Genomic DNA, 15,670 nt, shown 5'->3' on the forward strand with positions numbered 1-15,670 from the left:
CTACTTTTTTTGTCAACTTTATGTTGCGATGAAAATCCACTGCGTGGTTAGGCGGTTAATGCACACGCTCACGACGGCTCATGCGTTCGCAGAGCCGCCTGAGATAAATGCTGTTTGTGGGTCAGGATAGAAGGAGTGCTTGGGCGAGCGCTGCCGCTGCGCGCACGCCGTCGATCAACGGCACAGCGCTCTTCTCTGACAACGCCGCGTGATGGGCGGACATGCCTGCACACCCGAGAATGATCGCATGCGCGCCGCGGTCCGTCATCGCTGCAATCTCGTCGGAAAGGTGAGCGAGCGTTTCTGGGCTCCCTTCCTCAACCTCCAGAACGGGAATGCCCGACGGTTTGACCCCGAGGCATCCGGCCTGAAAGCCGAGACGCGTTATATTGTCCTCAATGACGGGCACGGAGTCCGGCATCGTGGTGACGACCCCGTAACTCTGCCCCTTCAACTGGGCCATGACATAGGCGGATTGGCCGATCCCGATCACGGGGCAGGATGCAGTCGCGCGCAGTTCTTCCAGCCCCGTGTCATCGAAACAGGCGATGACGAGCACGTCGATGTCTTCGTCTGCAGCCTTGGGGAGAAAGCTCCGCAATCCCGGCAGCGCGGCATCGCCATCTTCTGGGCCCTGAATCGCCGGTGGACCGCTCGTGTTGGTCCATCCGATGATCTCTGCGTCTGGCAGGACGTGCCGCGCCGTCTCGACCACACTCTCTGTCATTTGTGCGGTCGAGTTGGGGTTCAGGAACGCGATTTTCACGTTAGACACCTTTGCCAGCGTCTGAACCGAACCGCGCACGGCGCTTGCCCATGATCCAGACGGTGAGGAGAAACGCGCCAATGATCAAGAGCGAGAACAGCGTGGTCATCGTACCGAGTGCATAGATCACCGGCGTGGTCACGTTGGTCGTCATCCCGAAGATTTCGAGCGGCAGCGTGTTGTAGGAGCCAGCCGTCAAAAGCGTCCGTGCGAATTCGTCGTAGGAGAGTGTGAAGCCGAAAAGGCCGACACCGATGAGAGAGGGCGCGATGATGGGAAGCACCACGTGGCGCACCGTCTGCCACGGAGAGGCCCCTTGGTCGCGGGCGGCTTCCTCGAAGGATTTGTCGAAACGGTTGAACACGGCGAACATGATCAGGAGACCGAAGGGCAGTGTCCATGTGAGCTGCGATCCGAAACCGGAGGTCGCCCAGTGAATCTTCATCCCGAACTGGTTGAAGATGAGGCCGACGCCGAGCGAGATCAGGATCGACGGGATCACGAGCGAGGCGATGATCAGATAGAACAGGATGCCGGATCCGTAGAAGCGTTTGCGGAACGCAAAACCGCCCATAACGGAGACCACAACCGTCGTCACCATGACCATGAGGCCGAGCATCAGAGAGCGCCGGAATGCGCCCCAGATGTCACCAACAGCTTGCTCTTGGAACAACTCGTGGAACCAGTTCAGCGACACACCCCGCATCGGGAAGGTCAGGCCGCCGCCCGGCCCCTGAAAGGACAGGATGCCGATGGTGAGCGTCGGGCCGTAGAGAAAGAGGATGAACAGCGCGAAGAAACCGGTGAGGACGTAAAAGGACTTGGGTCGCTTTTCCATGATCAAAGCTCCTTCCGGATATCGACGAAGCGCAAGAGGATGCCGATCACGATCAACACAGTGATCAGGAGGATAACGGCGGTGGCGGCAGCGGACGGGTATTGCAGCAGGCTGATGTCATTGGAGATCAGACGCCCCACGTTGGCTTTCTGAGAGCCGGACATAAACCGCACGGTGATGAAGTCACCCATCACGAGGGTCAGTACGAAGATGGTGCCAATCATGATGCCCGGCTTGGTCAGCGGCAGGATCACGTGGACAAGGGTCTGGAAGCCACTTGCACCGTTGTCGCGGGCGGCCTCGATCAGGCTGTGGTCGATCCGTGTCATGGTGTTGAAGATCGGCACGACCATGAAGAGCGTGTAGAGGTGCACGAACGCCAGAATGACGGAGAAGTCTGAGTAGAGCAGCCATTCAAGCGGCTGGTCGATGATGCCCCACGATTGCAGCGCGGAGTTCGCGATGCCGTTGCGTCCGAGGAACGGAATCCACGAAATCATGCGGATGATGTTCGAGGTCCAGAACGGGATGGTGCAGAGCAGGAACAGCGCGATCTGGAGCGTTTGGCTCCGGATGTGAAACGCGAGGTAGTAGGCGACGGTAAACCCGATCGCGAGCGTCATGGCCCACGTGATGAACGCGTATTTGAACGTCGCAAAGAAGACTTTGTAGGTGACGGGAGAGCCGAAGAGGAACTCGTAGTTTTCGAACGAGAACGCGGGAATGATCGAAAACTCGGTTGCCTGCCAGAAGCTCACCACAACGATTGTGATGATCGGCAGGATCAGAAAGCCCAACAGGACCAGTGTCAGCGGGGAGGCCTGTAGCCAACCCTGAATGTGGCGGTTCTTCAGCATAGCTTCTCGTCCGAGCGGAAAGTGGAGAAGGAAAGGCGCCCGGGCCTACAAGAAGGGGGGAAAGGCCCGGGCGTTTGGGTTCATCAGGCAGCGATGAACTCGTTCCATTTACGAACCATGTACTGGTTCTCGTCCATGACAGCGTTCCAGCAAGCCACGGAACCCATGCGGTCGTAGAACGAACCGCCATCGCGGGTTTCGCCAGCCTGAGCAAGCACGTCGCCGGTCGGCGAGGTGATCACGTCGGTGGACTCTTTGCCCTCGAACCAGTAGCCCCACTCGTTCTCGGTCATGTAGTCTTTGGAAGTTTCCGGAACAGCGGAGTAGTAGCCCTGACGCATCAGGTAGCCGCCAACCCAACCGGAGAGGTACCAGTTGATGTATTCGTAGGCTGCGTCGAGCTCCATGCCGGAGAGGTTCGCGGAGAGGCCGATGCCGCCACCCCAGGAACGATAGCCCTCTTTGAGCGGCTGGTAGACACACGGAATACCGCGGGATTTCACAGCGGTGATGGCCGGGGACCACATGGACTGGATCACGACTTCGCCGGAAGCCATGAGGTTCACGGATTCGTCAAAAGTTTTCCAGAAGGCGCGGAACTGGCCGTTCTTCTTGGCTTCGGTGAAGATCGCGAAGGTCTTGTCGATCTCTTCGCGGGTCATGTTGCCTTTATCGCCATACTGGATTTCGCCCATGGCTTCGCAAACCATAGCCATGTCCATGATGCCGATGGAGGAGATGTCGAGGATGGAGGCTTTGCCTTTGAACTCCGGGTTCAGCAGTTCGGTCCAGGATTCGATCGGACGGCCGATGAGGTCCGGACGGATGCCGAGGGTGTCTGCGTTGTAGATCGTCGGGATGAGGGTCATCCAGTTGGTCTGCTCGGTCGCGAAGGTGCTGGAGCCTTCGCCTTCGACGAAGCCAACGGTGTGCGGCGCGGTGCCCTGAGCGATAACGCTTTCCGGGGTCAGTTTGCCGTCTTTGAAGATACCGACGATTTTGTCGTAGTTGGCGATCTTCGACACGTCCATGGCCTGAAGGTTGCCGGTCGGCCAGACTTTCTTACAGATCCAGTATTCGATGTCGGCGATGTCGAAGCTGTCCGGCTGGGTGGCCGCACGCTGGGTCACGGAGTCGGAGTCGAGAGCCGTCATCTCGAGTGTGAAGCCGAGATCTTCTTTCACCTTCGTTGCGACGTCGTTGAGGTTCGACACACCGGTGCCGAACTGGCGCAGGGTGATATCCTTGATCTCCTGAGCCCAGACCATCGGGGCCGGAAGGGCAGAGGCAGCAGCAGCGGCAGCGCCACCTTTGAGCACAGCACGACGGCTGTAACGCATTTTAGACATAGTCGAAGTCCCTTATTGTTGGTCAGTTTGAATTACGCTTGGAGGCGGTGTAGCCGCCCCTCGTCCCAGGAGAGGCTCACGGCATCGCCCGGATTCTTAGGATTGGAGAAGAAGGTGCTCTCGGGAACGAGCGCGAGAACTTCCTCGCCCGCTTCGGTCATCGAAGTCATGGCGACATGCGCGCCCTGATATTCGACAGAGGTCACGGTCGCGGAAAGACCCGCGTCGCCGAGGAGAACCTCATCCGCCCGCAAGGCCACTTTTGACCCGTCGAGCGAGATGACGTTGTGGCCGCCCATAAAGCGCGCCACGAATTCGGTTTTCGGTGCATTCCACACGTCGCGGGCGGCACCGGCTTGTTCGATCACTGAGTTGTTCATCACAACGATCTCGTCGGCGAGGGCGAGGGCCTCGTCCTGACCGTGGGTCACGTGCAGGAAGGTGATGCCCAGTTCGCGCTGGAGGCGCTTCAGTTCCGCACGCACTTTGATGCGGAGGAACGGGTCGAGCGCGGAGAGCGGTTCATCGAGGAGAAGCACGCGCGGCTTCGTCACGAGTGCGCGGGCAAGAGCCACACGCTGCTGCTGACCGCCGGAAAGCTGTGCAGGCAGGCGATCTGCGAAATCGGTCATGTGAACGAGTTCGAGCATCTCTTGTGCCGCTTTATGACGCTCTGCCTTATCAATCCCCTTCATTTTGAGGGAGAAACTCACATTGTCGCGCACATTCAGGTGCGGAAAGAGTGCGTAACTCTGGAACATCATCGCGGTGCCACGCTTTGCGGGCGGCAAATGCGAAATATCGAACCCGTCAAGTGTAATGGAGCCGTCCGACACCGTCTCGTGCCCTGCGATCATCCGGAGAGTCGTGGATTTACCGCAGCCCGAAGGCCCCAGAAGACAGACGTAAGTACCGTTTTTAAAACGATAATTAATTTTGTCGACAGCGACAGTGTCACCGTACCGCTTGGTAAGGTTGACCAGTTCAAGATCGAGTGCGGAGCTCATGGGACACCTGTGAGTTCGTACGTTTCTGTCATTACGCTGTCTGCATTTTTCAAAAGTAAGAAGTTTTTTTGCGGTCCTGACGTTGATCGAACTGCATTTGCCTCTCCTTTGTGCAGTTTGTACATAAGAGTGCATTATTTATGCGCTATTTTTGTATACAACTTTGTGGACAATTAATTTTCTCACAAAGTCTTGAGAATCACGCGCGGCGAGGAAAAGAAAAGAAAGAGAAGAAGAAGGAAAAGTGATGTCGGGTCTCGCAGAACAAAAAGAAAGCGGCAGCGCACGCGTCGCAGAGAGTTTGGCCGTTGCGATTCACGAACACCGCCTCTCTCCAGGAATGAAGCTCAATGAAGATGAGGTTGGCGAGATCTATGGCGTGAGCCGCACGGTTGTCCGTGCCGCCCTTCAGCAGCTGTCCCATGACCGTCTCGTCGAACTCAAACGCAACCGCGGCGCCTTTGTCGCGCAGCCGACCGTGAAAGAGGCCCGTGAGGTGTTCGAAGCGCGTGCGTTGCTCGAGCCTCGGACCGCGCACTCCGCCGCAGAACGCGCGACGCCTGAAGACATCGAAATCCTGCAAAGACACATCGACGAAGAGCACGCAGCGCTTGAACAGGGCGACACCGGCCGCGCCCTCCACTTGTCTGGTATGTTCCACATTGAGATGGCGCGCATTGCGGACCAGAGCACGGTCGCAGACTTTATTGCGCAGCTCGTCTCCCGCTCTTCTTTGATTATCGCTCTCTATTGGCAGCGTCGCGCCGCACTCTGCGAGAGCCACGCGCACGATGCGCTGATCAAAGCGATGGCACGTCACGATGGGAAAGCCGCAGAGGAACTGATGAAGCACCATTTGCTCGATCTGCTCACGTCTCTCGATCTGCGCGATCAGCCGTCCGTCGCAAAATCCCTGAAAGACGCGCTTACCTGACCTTCGGAGTCAGCCTTTCCGCAGCGTTTGCACCAAATTCGTCAGCACAAACATCAGCGCAGCGACGGTGACGATAGTCGGGCCTGTTGGCGTGTCGAAAACATATGCGCCCTCGACCCCGCCGCACACTGCGGCGATGCCGATGAGCGTGGCGATCACCGCCATCCGCTCCGGCGTCCGCGCAAAAGGGCGGGCGCTCGCGGCGGGGATCAGTAGAAGCGCTGCGATGAGAAGCGTGCCCACCACCTTGATCGCGACGGACACGACGAGCGCGAGGGCGAGCGAGAGGATGATCTGCTCCTTCCGCGGCGAGAGGCCGGACGCAATCGCGAGGTCAGGATTGAGCGTCGCCGTAAGGAGCGCCGACCACCGCCAGTAGAGCAACCCCATCACAAGAGCGGCCCCGACCCAGATCACCAACAAATCGGCGCGCCCAACGGCGAGAATGTCGCCAAACAGATAGGCCATCAGATCGACGCGCACGCCAGGCACGAAAGATACCGCGACGAGACCGAAGGCCAGTGAACTGTGGGCCATGACGCCTAGCAACGTATCCATCGCAAAGCCCTTGCCCGACAGCGAGGAAACGGTGAGCGCCATCACAAGCGCAATCGCCAGAACTCCGGCAAATATCGAGATGTTGAAGGCCAATGCCAAAGCCACGCCAAGGATCGCGGCGTGTGCGGTTGCATCGCCAAAATACGCCATCCGGCGCCAGACCACGAAACAGCCGAGCGGCGCAGCCGCGACCACGACGCCCAGACCTGCGAGGATGGCGCGCACCATGAAATCATCCAGAAGGGTCATGCATGTTCCTCATGGCTGTGGGGATGGTTGTGGTCATGATCGCAATGCTCATGGGTATGTTCGTGCCGATAGAGCGCCAAGGCCCCATGTGTGCCGGACCCGAACAGCGCACGGTATTCCGGCGCGGAGGCCACATGCTCCGGCGCGCCGTGACAGCACACATGCCCGTTCAGACAAATCACTCGATCAGAGGTCGCCATAACGACGTGCAACTCGTGCGACACCATCAGGACGGCCATCCCTCTGTCCTGACGCAGTTTTTCAATCTGCCCGTAGAAATCCGCAGATCCGGGTTGGTCGAGTCCCTGTGTCGCCTCATCGAGGATCAGCAGATCGGGTTTCGTCAGAAGGGCGCGGGCAAGAAGCGCCCGCTGGAATTGCCCACCGGAGAGGTCGGTCATCTGGTGATTGCAGAGGTGTCCTGCGCCCGCTTCTTCGAGGGCGGCATGGGCCGCGTCGTCATCGACCCATTTGGGGAGCGACAGAAACCGGCGCACCGTGAGCGGCAGCGTCGGGTCGATATGCAATTTCTGGGGGACATAGCCGATCTTCAGGCCACGCTTGCGCGTCACCTTGCCCTCGTTCGGCGGAACCGCCCCGATCAGCGTACGTAGAAGCGTCGATTTTCCTGACCCGTTCGGACCGACAATGGTGACGATCTCTCCCTCTTCTAGGGTCAAGGACACATCATCAAGCACCATTCGCCCGCCGAGGCGCACGGTGACGTCTTCCACAGTGATCAGACTCATGCGGTTTCCTTCGCGAGACAGTTCGGGCAGATACCCTCCGCTTCGAGCACAGCGCGTGTGATCCGGAAACCGGTCGTCTCGGCGATCTGCCCCATGAGGCTATCCGAGTGTTCCGTTTCCGCCTCCGCGACGACATGGCATTCCGTGCAGATCAGGAACGCGGGCGTGTGCCGCTCGCCCGGATGGGCGCAGGCAACAAAGGCGTTCAGGCGCTCGATCTTATGGACGAAGCCATGTTTCGTGAGAAAATCTAGGGCACGATAGGCAACGGGCGGCTGGCTTCCGTAGCCGTCCTCGTTGAGACGCGCGAGGACATCATACGCCCCGAGGGCGCGGTGTTCTTCGAGCAGGATTTCGAGCGCGCGCTTTCTAACCGGTGTGAGTTGCACGCCCGCATTGCGGCACTTCTTGTCCGCAGCCGCCACTGCGTCCTGCACGCAATGGCTATGATCGTGTTTCTCAAATCCGATCGGGTTCGGGATCATGCTCGCCTCGCTCGCAGAAAATTCTCAGATGCACTTGATATGTTATACTATGACGTATAACAAGCCCATCATGTAATAACATAACAATATTGAAGGCTCATCTATGTTCCTCCGCACATCCCTCATTTCCCTGTCTGTTTCGCTTGGGGCGTCAGTTGCCTTCGCAGAGGTGCCGCGCGTCGTCACAGACATGGCGCCGATTCAGTCGCTCGTGGCACAGGTCATGGGGGAACTCGGTGAACCGTCTGCCCTGATGCCGCAGGGGACGTCGCCTCACGGATACTCGCTCCGCCCGTCGGAGGCGCGTGCGTTGCAGTCTGCGGATGTTGTGTTCTGGACGGGGCCGCAGATCGAACCGTGGCTGGAAGAGATGATCGAGAAGGTCGCGCCGGACGCGGTTTCGGTGCCGCTGGCATTGGCAGAAGGCACTCTGATCCTCGAGACCCGCGAAGGCGCGCATTTCGAAGGGCATGATCACGGCGAGGATGACCACGACGACCATGATGACAATCACCGCGACGAGGGTCATGACGACCATGATGATCACGATGATCATGATGATCATGATGAGCACGATGACCACGAGGATGATCACGCGCACGACGAGGCGTTCGACGGGCACGTCTGGCTCGACCCGATGAATGGCCACGCTTGGCTCGGAGTGATTGCGGCAGAGCTGTCTGCCCTCGATCCGGAAAACGCCGAGACCTACGCACAGAACGCGACGGCAGCTCAGGCCGAACTGGAGGCCCGCGTTGAGGCAATCGCGGAGCAACTCACCCCGATCTCTGGCCTCAAATTCATCGTCTTCCACGACGCCTATCAGTATTTTGAAAATCGCTTTGGCCTCACTGCCGAGGGCGCGCTCTCTCTGAGCGACGCCACCTCCCCGAGCCCCGCGCGCCTCCGCGAAATTCAGGAGACAATCGCGGACTATGATGTGACCTGCGTCTTTGCCGAACCGCAATTCAATGCGGGCATTGTTGAAACCGTTCTCGACGGGACGGAGGCCAACACTACCGTGATTGATCCCCTCGGTGTCGGACTTGAGGCGGGGCCGGGCTTTTACGGCGCATTGATCGACGACATGGCCAAAGCGTTCCTGTCCTGTCAGTCGGAATAATCCCGAAAATAAATGCCCTGGGGTGAGGGGGGCTGCCCTTGTTTGTCGGGGGTGCGCGCTTTACATCCCATGGCATGAGCTTGCGCATCCCATTCCGAAACTCGCCCCCGCGGGTCAATGTCATCCGCCTCAACGGTGCGATCATGACCCGTCAGGGATCGTTGAACGACCAGTCTCTGGCGCCGACGATCGAGAAAGCGTTTCGAAAGGGAAAGCCCGCCGCGGTCGCCCTTTCGATCAATTCACCGGGTGGTTCGCCGGTTCAGTCCTCCTTGATTGCCGCGCGGATCAAGCGCCTCGCTGAGGAAAAAGACCTTCCGGTGTTTGCTTTCGTCGAAGACGTGGCCGCGTCCGGCGGCTACTGGCTCGCCTGCGCTGCGGAGAAGATTTACGTCGATCAAAGCTCCATTGTCGGCTCCATCGGCGTGATTTCGGCGGGGTTCGGTCTTGATGAATTTATCGCCAAGCACGGCATTCAGCGCCGCGTTTACACGTCCGGCAAATCCAAGAGCCAGCTGGATCCCTTTAGCCCCGAAAACCCCGAGGACGTGGTGCGGATCAAAGGGCTACAGGAAGAAATCCACAAATCCTTCATCAACCATGTCACTGCATCGCGCGGAGATCGTCTTACGCAGGACATCGAGCTGTTCGATGGCGCGTTCTGGACGGGTGCGACCGGTGTCGACCTCGGTCTGGCCGACGAGATCGGCCATCTGGTCCCCACGATGAAAGACATCTACGGTGATAAGGTGCGTTTCTCGGTCTACGGGCCGAAGAAGTCCCTCTTCAAACGGTTCGGCGCGGAATTGGCGACCGGACTGACAGGTCATGTCGAAGAGCAGGCGCTCTGGGCTCGGTTCGGGCTCTGAAGACATGCTGTTCAAAGTCATCTTCATATTTCTGGCCTTTATGATGGTGCTCGCGCTCTTCGGGCGGTGGCGTTTTCCAGGCCAGCAGAAACTACACGATATGAAATGCCCCAAATGCGGGCGCTATCGTATCGGTAAGGGGCCGTGCCCATGTAAAAAGGGGAAACCCTAATGGATTTCGTCTATGCCATCGCGGGGCTTCTGCTGCTGCTCGTTGCAGGTGATGTGCTCGTTCGTGGCGCGGTGAACCTGTCCCTACGTCTCGGTGTGCCGGCCCTGATCGTCTCTCTGACAATCGTCGCTTTCGGCACCTCCGCGCCGGAACTGCTGATCTCTGTCTCCGCCATTCACGAAGGTGTGCCGGGTCTCGCGCTCGGCAACGTGATCGGCTCCAACACGGCCAACATCCTCTTGGTGCTTGGCATTCCTGCACTGATTTCGACGCTTCATGTCATCGACAACTCGACGCGCGCCTCGTTCCTGCAAATGATCGGCGCGACGGTGCTCTTTATTCTGCTCGCGATGCGCGGCACCTTTGACTGGATTGCCGGTGTCATCCTGTTGATCGCACTGGCGGCGATGCTGGTCCATGCGGTCTACAGCGCGCGATGCCACCGCTCCGCCGCGATGGACAGCGCAGCCGAGGGCGAAGAGGACATTGAAGGCGCCGATCCGGAGATGCCGTGGTGGAAGATTATGCTCTTCCTTGCCCTCGGTCTCATCGGCTTGCCTCTCGGCGCGGAGATCCTCGTCGAGTCCTCCACGAATATCGCGCGGGCCTTTGGCGTCTCGGATACCGTGATCGGCCTCACACTTGTCGCGCTGGGCACCTCTCTGCCCGAACTCGCAACGACCGTTATGGCCGCCCTGCGCAAGCAAGCCGATGTGGCCTTCGGCAACGTGATCGGGTCGAACATGTTCAACCTGCTCGGAATCATCGGCGTGTCGAGTCTCGTTGGTCAGTTGCCGGTCGATGCCGAACTGATGCAGTTCGACATTTGGGTCATGCTCGCGGCTTCTCTTCTCCTCAGCATTTTCGTTCTCAAACGGATCGACATCACCCGTCTTTGGGGTGTTGTGCTTTCCGCCCTATATCTCCTCTACATTCTTGCTGTTCTGAGCTGAGGAGGCTTCATGAAAAAGGCTTTGGTCACTGGCGCGGCGCGCCGGTTGGGTCGTGCTATGGCTCTGTCATTGGGCGAAGCGGGCTATGACGTGGCCGTGCACTGCAACGGGTCGGTGGACGAGGCCGAGGAGGTCGCAGAGCGCATCCGCGCGATGGGCAATAAAGCCGCGGTTATCCAAGCTGACCTGCTGAATGACGCAGAGACCGAGTCTGTGGTCGCGCGGGCGTCCGAAGCTCTGGACGGCCGACTAACGCTTCTCGTCAATAATGCGTCGATCTTTGAGGAGGACGCACTCGGAAGTATCACGGGCGAGAGTTGGCACCGTCACATGCAGAGCAACCTGCACGCGCCCGTCCTACTGACACAGGCCTTCGCCAAACAGGCTCCCGCGCCGCTCTCCGGACCGGATGACCGGTTGGTCGCGCAAGCGCTCGTCGTGAACATGATTGATCAGAGGGTGCACAAGCTGACCCCGCAATTCATGTCTTACACCTTGGCCAAGTCAGCTTTGTGGACGTTTACCCGGACGGCGGCCCAGTCATTGGCGCCGGCTGTGCGTGTAAACGGCATCGGCCCCGGCCCGACCCTCCAGGGCGACCGACAGTCCGAAGAAGATTTTACCGCGCAGCAACAGGCCACACTGCTGCAGCGAGGCGCAGATCCTGCGGATGTCTGTGCGGCCCTCCTGTACCTCGCGTCTGCGCCCTCTGTGACGGGTCAAATGCTCTGCGTGGATGGTGGTCAGCACCTCGCGTGGGAGACCGCAGATATCAACGTGCAGGAGTGACGCTAGGGCAGTTTTGGCGAAAGTTGTGCACGGGGCTGAGAGGCGCTTTATCATTGTTACTAAAATGTAAATAAATTCAATGATTTGGCGGATGGTCAAAAAAATACTATTTAAAATCAAGTAGTTATTTTTTCGCCCCATTTTTAGGCAATACGGTAATCCGCCACGAAAATAGGGCAACTAACAGGTTCACGAAAACTTATCCTTAAAGTTATCCACAAATTCAGTGGATGAGTTTTCTCTTGCCCTGAGTTGGCTAAGATTGCAGGCCCAAGGGGAATCAGAAGGTAGACGATGACGGATCTCAACGATCACTCCGAAAATGCTGCACCTGCATCCGATGTGCCCCGTGGCCATCGGGTGATTGAGGCCTATGTGAAGCAGCTTGACGGCTCTCCGGGCGTCTATCGGATGCTCGATCCGGAGCATAATGTCCTCTACGTCGGCAAGGCGAAGAACCTCAAAAACCGCGTCTCCAACTATGCGCGTGTTTCGGGTCATACGCCTCGCATCGCGAAGATGATTTCCGAAACCTCCCAGATGATGTTCCTGACGACGCGCACGGAAACTGAGGCGCTTCTGCTCGAGCAGAACCTGATCAAGCAGCTGAAGCCGCGCTACAACGTGCTCCTGCGCGACGACAAAAGTTTTCCGAATATCCTCGTAACCCACGATCACGAGTTTCCGCAGATCACCAAACACCGCGGCGCACGCAAACGCAAAGGTGCCTACTTCGGCCCGTTTGCGTCGGCGAGCTCGGTGAACCGGACACTGAACCAGCTTCAAAAAGTGTTCCTGCTCCGCAACTGTTCGGATGCCGATTTTGCGAGCCGCACGCGCCCCTGTCTCCAATACCAAATCAAACGCTGCACCGCGCCTTGCGTCGGCCACATCTCGAAGGCGGACTATGCCGCACTCGTGGATGAGGCGGAGCGGTTTCTGAAAGGCCAACACTCCAACCTGCAGGAACGGCTCGCGCTCGAAATGCAGGAAGCTTCGGACGAGATGGAGTTCGAAAAAGCCGCCGCGCTCCGCGACCGTATCCGCGCGCTGACACAGGTGCAGACCGCGCAGGGGATCAACCCGCGCACGGTGGGCGAGGGCGATGTCATCGGCCTCCACATGGAGAACGGGCAGGCCTGTGTGCAGGTCTTCTTTATTCGCGCGCATCAGAACTGGGGGAACAAAGATTTCTACCCCCGCACGACGGGCGCGGAGGCCGAAGAGGTGCTTAGCGGCTTTATCGGCCAGTTCTATGAGAACCGCGAACCGCCACGGCAATTGATCCTCTCCCACGACATCGAGGAGCGGGAATTGATGGCGGAGGCCCTCTCCGAGAAAGCCGGAAAGAAGGTCGAGATCATCGTCCCGCAGCGCGGGGAAAAGGTCGAGCTCGTCGCGTCCGCCACCCGCAACGCGCGGGAAAGCCTCGGACGCAAAATGTCGGAGAGCGCGACGCAGGCCAAATTGCTCGAAGGTCTCAAGGAGGCGTTCGACCTGCCGCGCGTGCCGGAACGGATCGAGGTCTACGACAACTCCCACATTCAGGGCGCCCATGCCGTCGGTGCGATGATCGTTGCCGGTCCCGAAGGGTTCATGAAGAACCAGTATCGCAAATACGACATTCGCGGCGATGAAATCACGCCGGGCGATGACTTCGGCATGATGAAAGAGGTGCTCACGCGGCGGTTTAAACGTCTCGTCAAAGAGGACCCCGACCGCTCCAAGGGTCTTTGGCCCGATTTGCTGCTCATTGACGGCGGCGCAGGGCAGGTCTCTGCCGTGCATGAGATCATGAGCCAGTTCGAAGTCACAGATGTCCCCATGATCGGCGTAGCCAAGGGCATCGACCGCGATCAGGGCAAGGAAGAGTTCCACCGCAAAGGCGCGCGTCCCATGGCGCTGCGCCGCAACGATCCGGTGCTCTATTTCATCCAACGTCTGCGGGATGAGGCGCACCGGTTCGCCATCGGCACGCACCGCGCCAAGCGCTCCAAAGCGATGGGGATCACAAAACTCGACGAAGTTCCGGGCATCGGGGCGAGCCGCAAACGCGCGCTTCTCGCCCATTTCGGGTCGTCCAAGGCCGTCTCCGGCGCCAACGTGGCCGATCTCAAGGCCGTCGAGGGAATTTCCGAGAAAGTCGCGCAGACCATCTACGACTTCTTCCATGAGAATGGATGACAGGGTAAGAGGTGGGTATGACTTGGAACCTGCCTAATATCCTGACCATCTTCCGGTTGCTTTGCGCGCCGGGTGTTGCGCTCGTGTTTCTCATCCTTCCGCGCCCGTTCGCGGATTGGGTTGCGCTGATCCTGTTCATCGCGGCGTCGCTGACCGATTTCATCGACGGCTACCTCGCCCGCAAATGGGACCAGATGTCGAAATTCGGCGCGATGCTCGATCCGATCGCGGATAAGGCGATGGTTGTGACCGCGATTGCGGTGCTGACGATGCTCCACGGCACCAACGCGCTGATCGTGATTCCCGCGGCGTTTATCCTGCTGCGCGAGACCTTTGTGTCCGGCCTGCGCGAATTCCTCGGCGATACGGCAGGCACGCTCAAGGTGACAAAACTCGCCAAGTGGAAGACGACCGCACAGATGACCTCCATCGCGATTCTGTTCGGCTACGGCGCGACGGGCGCTGCACCGTTGTTCACGCTCGGGCTTCTGATCTTCTGGGTCGCAGGTGCGCTCACGGTGATTACGGGTTGGGATTACCTCTCCAAAGCCATGCCCTATCTGAGGGATCACCATGAAGATTGAGGTCCTCTATTTCGCTTGGGTCCGCGAACGGATCGGCCTCCCGCGTGAGACGGTCGAAACGGAGGCCGCGACCGTTCAGGCGCTGGTTGATGAACTGAAAGCCCGCGAGGAACGCTACGACCTCGCCTTTTCCGACCTGAAATCCCTGCGCGTGGCGCTCGACCAAGAACTCATGGACTTCGACGCCCCTCTGGACGGCGTGCGCGAAGTTGCGTTCTTCCCGCCGATGACGGGCGGCTGAGATGAAGATCTCCGTTCAATCAGACGATTTCGATCTCGCGCAGGTCTTGGGTGGCTTTGGTAAAGCGCCGAACACCGGCGCGACCGTGAGCTTTACGGGCCTCGTGCGTGATGACACTGGCACGCTCGAATACATGGAGATTGAGCACTACCCCGGCATGTGCGAAGCCGCGATTAAGAAGATTGCAGAGGAGGCCGCGACGCGTTGGTCCCTCACGGACTGCCTCGTCATCCACCGCTACGGCGCCCTCAAGCCCGGCGATCAGATCATGATGGTCGCCACCGCGGCACGTCATCGGGCAGAGGCCTTCGCTGCCGCCGAATTTCTCATGGATTACCTGAAATCCCGCGCGCCCTTCTGGAAGAAGGAAGTCACACGTGACGGCGCGGATTGGGTCGCGGCGAAAGACGCCGATGAAGACGCTTTGAACCGGTGGTAAGCCACCACACCTGACACCAACACGAGATACCCTAATGTCTGCCAAAACACGTATCGTGCTCTCGAGCGACCACGCCGCCATCGACCTGCGTCAGGCGATTGCAAAACACATCACCGAGATGGGCTTTGAAGCCGTCGATATCGGCCCGACCACGCCGGAAAGCACCCATTACCCTGTCCATGGAAAAGCTGCAGCCGAACGCGTGGCCTCCGGTGACTGCGCCCTCGGGATCATCCTCTGCGGCACGGGCCAAGGCATCATGATGGCCGCGAACAAAGTTCCGGGCGTCCGTTGTGGCGTTTGCTCCGACACTTTCTCCGCCGCTATGATCCGTCAGCACAACGATGCGAACATTCTCTCCATTGGCGCGCGTGTTGTTGGCGAAGGTCTCGCTCTCAGCATCGTGGAAGCATTCCTGACCGCCGAATTCGAAGGCGGCCGCCACGCCACCCGCGTGGATATGATCGAGTAATTTATCTCTGAAATGACCCTTCGCCGCCGCGATTAGGTTCGGCGGCGGAGGG

At 59.0% G+C, this 15,670-nt stretch carries 18 protein-coding genes; 10 read left to right on the forward strand and 8 right to left on the reverse strand.

Annotated features, from left to right (window positions below; genetic code table 11):
- Nucleotides 1-121 precede the first annotated feature (121 nt).
- The 5 genes from LA304_RS12325 to LA304_RS12345 form a co-directional block, all read right to left on the reverse strand.
- Nucleotides 122-766, reverse strand: coding sequence for an aspartate/glutamate racemase family protein (locus LA304_RS12325; RefSeq protein ID WP_224503461.1), 645 nt, complete (start codon nt 764-766; stop codon nt 122-124).
- A 1-nt stretch (nt 767) separates the two neighbouring features.
- Nucleotides 768-1,604, reverse strand: a complete 837-nt coding sequence (locus tag LA304_RS12330; protein ID WP_224503462.1) for an ABC transporter permease — start codon at nt 1,602-1,604, stop codon at nt 768-770.
- 2 nt (nt 1,605-1,606) lie between these two features.
- Nucleotides 1,607-2,461: an ABC transporter permease gene (locus LA304_RS12335; RefSeq protein WP_224503463.1), complete on the reverse strand. Its 855-nt coding sequence runs from the start codon at nt 2,459-2,461 to the stop codon at nt 1,607-1,609.
- Nucleotides 2,462-2,544: 83 nt separating this feature from the next.
- Nucleotides 2,545-3,810, reverse strand: a complete 1,266-nt coding sequence (locus tag LA304_RS12340) for an ABC transporter substrate-binding protein (RefSeq protein ID WP_224503464.1) — start codon at nt 3,808-3,810, stop codon at nt 2,545-2,547.
- Nucleotides 3,811-3,842: 32 nt separating this feature from the next.
- The gene (locus LA304_RS12345) at nt 3,843-4,817 is read right to left on the reverse strand and encodes an ABC transporter ATP-binding protein (protein ID WP_224503465.1); all 975 of its coding nucleotides are present in this window, start codon (nt 4,815-4,817) and stop codon (nt 3,843-3,845) included.
- Nucleotides 4,818-5,064: 247 nt separating this feature from the next.
- Between LA304_RS12345 and LA304_RS12350 the strand changes: the two genes are divergently transcribed.
- Nucleotides 5,065-5,751, forward strand: coding sequence for a GntR family transcriptional regulator (locus LA304_RS12350; RefSeq protein ID WP_224503466.1), 687 nt, complete (start codon nt 5,065-5,067; stop codon nt 5,749-5,751).
- A gap of 9 nt (nt 5,752-5,760) precedes the next feature.
- On the opposite strand, the gene LA304_RS12355 is transcribed toward LA304_RS12350, so the two are convergent.
- The 3 genes from LA304_RS12355 to LA304_RS12365 are packed head-to-tail and all read right to left on the reverse strand — an operon-like array spanning nt 5,761 to nt 7,792.
- Nucleotides 5,761-6,558, reverse strand: a complete 798-nt coding sequence (locus LA304_RS12355) for a metal ABC transporter permease (RefSeq protein ID WP_224503467.1) — start codon at nt 6,556-6,558, stop codon at nt 5,761-5,763.
- Nucleotides 6,555-7,307: a metal ABC transporter ATP-binding protein gene (locus tag LA304_RS12360; RefSeq protein ID WP_224503468.1), complete on the reverse strand. Its 753-nt coding sequence runs from the start codon at nt 7,305-7,307 to the stop codon at nt 6,555-6,557. Before LA304_RS12360 ends, LA304_RS12355 begins: the two co-directional genes overlap by 4 nt.
- Entirely contained in the window at nt 7,304-7,792 is a 489-nt protein-coding gene (locus LA304_RS12365; protein ID WP_224503469.1) for a Fur family transcriptional regulator, read from the reverse strand. Before LA304_RS12365 ends, LA304_RS12360 begins: the two co-directional genes overlap by 4 nt.
- Before the next feature lie 103 nt (nt 7,793-7,895).
- Between LA304_RS12365 and LA304_RS12370 the strand changes: the two genes are divergently transcribed.
- The 9 genes from LA304_RS12370 (at nt 7,896) to rpiB (ending at nt 15,618) form a co-directional block, all read left to right on the forward strand.
- Nucleotides 7,896-8,915 carry a zinc ABC transporter substrate-binding protein gene (locus tag LA304_RS12370; protein ID WP_224503470.1) on the forward strand — a complete coding sequence of 340 codons (1,020 nt, stop codon included), beginning with the start codon at nt 7,896-7,898 and terminating at the stop codon, nt 8,913-8,915.
- A 74-nt stretch (nt 8,916-8,989) separates the two neighbouring features.
- Nucleotides 8,990-9,784 (forward strand): S49 family peptidase, encoded by a 795-nt coding sequence (locus LA304_RS12375; RefSeq protein ID WP_224503471.1) that lies wholly within the window; start codon nt 8,990-8,992, stop codon nt 9,782-9,784.
- A 171-nt stretch (nt 9,785-9,955) separates the two neighbouring features.
- Complete coding sequence (locus tag LA304_RS12380; RefSeq protein WP_224503472.1) at nt 9,956-10,909, forward strand: calcium/sodium antiporter; 954 nt, start codon at nt 9,956-9,958, stop codon at nt 10,907-10,909.
- A gap of 9 nt (nt 10,910-10,918) precedes the next feature.
- Nucleotides 10,919-11,698: an SDR family oxidoreductase gene (locus tag LA304_RS12385; RefSeq protein ID WP_224503473.1), complete on the forward strand. Its 780-nt coding sequence runs from the start codon at nt 10,919-10,921 to the stop codon at nt 11,696-11,698.
- A gap of 294 nt (nt 11,699-11,992) precedes the next feature.
- Complete coding sequence (uvrC, locus tag LA304_RS12390; protein WP_224503474.1) at nt 11,993-13,882, forward strand: excinuclease ABC subunit UvrC; 1,890 nt, start codon at nt 11,993-11,995, stop codon at nt 13,880-13,882.
- A gap of 17 nt (nt 13,883-13,899) precedes the next feature.
- Nucleotides 13,900-14,466 carry a CDP-diacylglycerol--glycerol-3-phosphate 3-phosphatidyltransferase gene (gene pgsA, locus LA304_RS12395; RefSeq protein WP_224503475.1) on the forward strand — a complete coding sequence of 189 codons (567 nt, stop codon included), beginning with the start codon at nt 13,900-13,902 and terminating at the stop codon, nt 14,464-14,466.
- Nucleotides 14,456-14,707 carry a molybdopterin converting factor subunit 1 gene (moaD, locus tag LA304_RS12400; RefSeq protein ID WP_224503476.1) on the forward strand — a complete coding sequence of 84 codons (252 nt, stop codon included), beginning with the start codon at nt 14,456-14,458 and terminating at the stop codon, nt 14,705-14,707. Before pgsA ends, moaD begins: the two co-directional genes overlap by 11 nt.
- A 1-nt stretch (nt 14,708) precedes the next feature.
- Entirely contained in the window at nt 14,709-15,146 is a 438-nt protein-coding gene (locus tag LA304_RS12405; RefSeq protein WP_224503477.1) for a molybdenum cofactor biosynthesis protein MoaE, read from the forward strand.
- 34 nt (nt 15,147-15,180) lie between these two features.
- Nucleotides 15,181-15,618 (forward strand): ribose 5-phosphate isomerase B, encoded by a 438-nt coding sequence (rpiB, locus tag LA304_RS12410; RefSeq protein ID WP_224503478.1) that lies wholly within the window; start codon nt 15,181-15,183, stop codon nt 15,616-15,618.
- Nucleotides 15,619-15,670 lie beyond the last annotated feature (52 nt).

The organism is Celeribacter litoreus (genome assembly GCF_020165855.1).
In the GTDB taxonomy this organism is placed as follows: domain Bacteria; phylum Pseudomonadota; class Alphaproteobacteria; order Rhodobacterales; family Rhodobacteraceae; genus Celeribacter; species Celeribacter litoreus.

Excerpts from the sequence above, each read along its gene's own strand:
- pgsA (WP_224503475.1), top strand. The coding sequence starts at position 13,900 with ATGACTTGGAACCTGCCTAATATCCTGACCATCTTCCGGTTGCTTTGC.
- uvrC (WP_224503474.1), top strand. The coding sequence starts at position 11,993 with ATGACGGATCTCAACGATCACTCCGAAAATGCTGCACCTGCATCCGAT.
- LA304_RS12355 (WP_224503467.1), bottom strand. The coding sequence starts at position 6,558 with ATGACCCTTCTGGATGATTTCATGGTGCGCGCCATCCTCGCAGGTCTG.
- LA304_RS12405 (WP_224503477.1), top strand. The coding sequence starts at position 14,709 with ATGAAGATCTCCGTTCAATCAGACGATTTCGATCTCGCGCAGGTCTTG.
- LA304_RS12365 (WP_224503469.1), bottom strand. The coding sequence starts at position 7,792 with ATGATCCCGAACCCGATCGGATTTGAGAAACACGATCATAGCCATTGC.
- LA304_RS12375 (WP_224503471.1), top strand. The coding sequence starts at position 8,990 with ATGAGCTTGCGCATCCCATTCCGAAACTCGCCCCCGCGGGTCAATGTC.
- moaD (WP_224503476.1), top strand. The coding sequence starts at position 14,456 with ATGAAGATTGAGGTCCTCTATTTCGCTTGGGTCCGCGAACGGATCGGC.
- LA304_RS12350 (WP_224503466.1), top strand. The coding sequence starts at position 5,065 with ATGTCGGGTCTCGCAGAACAAAAAGAAAGCGGCAGCGCACGCGTCGCA.
- LA304_RS12385 (WP_224503473.1), top strand. The coding sequence starts at position 10,919 with ATGAAAAAGGCTTTGGTCACTGGCGCGGCGCGCCGGTTGGGTCGTGCT.
- LA304_RS12330 (WP_224503462.1), bottom strand. The coding sequence starts at position 1,604 with ATGGAAAAGCGACCCAAGTCCTTTTACGTCCTCACCGGTTTCTTCGCG.
- LA304_RS12370 (WP_224503470.1), top strand. The coding sequence starts at position 7,896 with ATGTTCCTCCGCACATCCCTCATTTCCCTGTCTGTTTCGCTTGGGGCG.
- LA304_RS12340 (WP_224503464.1), bottom strand. The coding sequence starts at position 3,810 with ATGTCTAAAATGCGTTACAGCCGTCGTGCTGTGCTCAAAGGTGGCGCT.
- rpiB (WP_224503478.1), top strand. The coding sequence starts at position 15,181 with ATGTCTGCCAAAACACGTATCGTGCTCTCGAGCGACCACGCCGCCATC.
- LA304_RS12345 (WP_224503465.1), bottom strand. The coding sequence starts at position 4,817 with ATGAGCTCCGCACTCGATCTTGAACTGGTCAACCTTACCAAGCGGTAC.
- LA304_RS12380 (WP_224503472.1), top strand. The coding sequence starts at position 9,956 with ATGGATTTCGTCTATGCCATCGCGGGGCTTCTGCTGCTGCTCGTTGCA.
- LA304_RS12335 (WP_224503463.1), bottom strand. The coding sequence starts at position 2,461 with ATGCTGAAGAACCGCCACATTCAGGGTTGGCTACAGGCCTCCCCGCTG.
- LA304_RS12360 (WP_224503468.1), bottom strand. The coding sequence starts at position 7,307 with ATGAGTCTGATCACTGTGGAAGACGTCACCGTGCGCCTCGGCGGGCGA.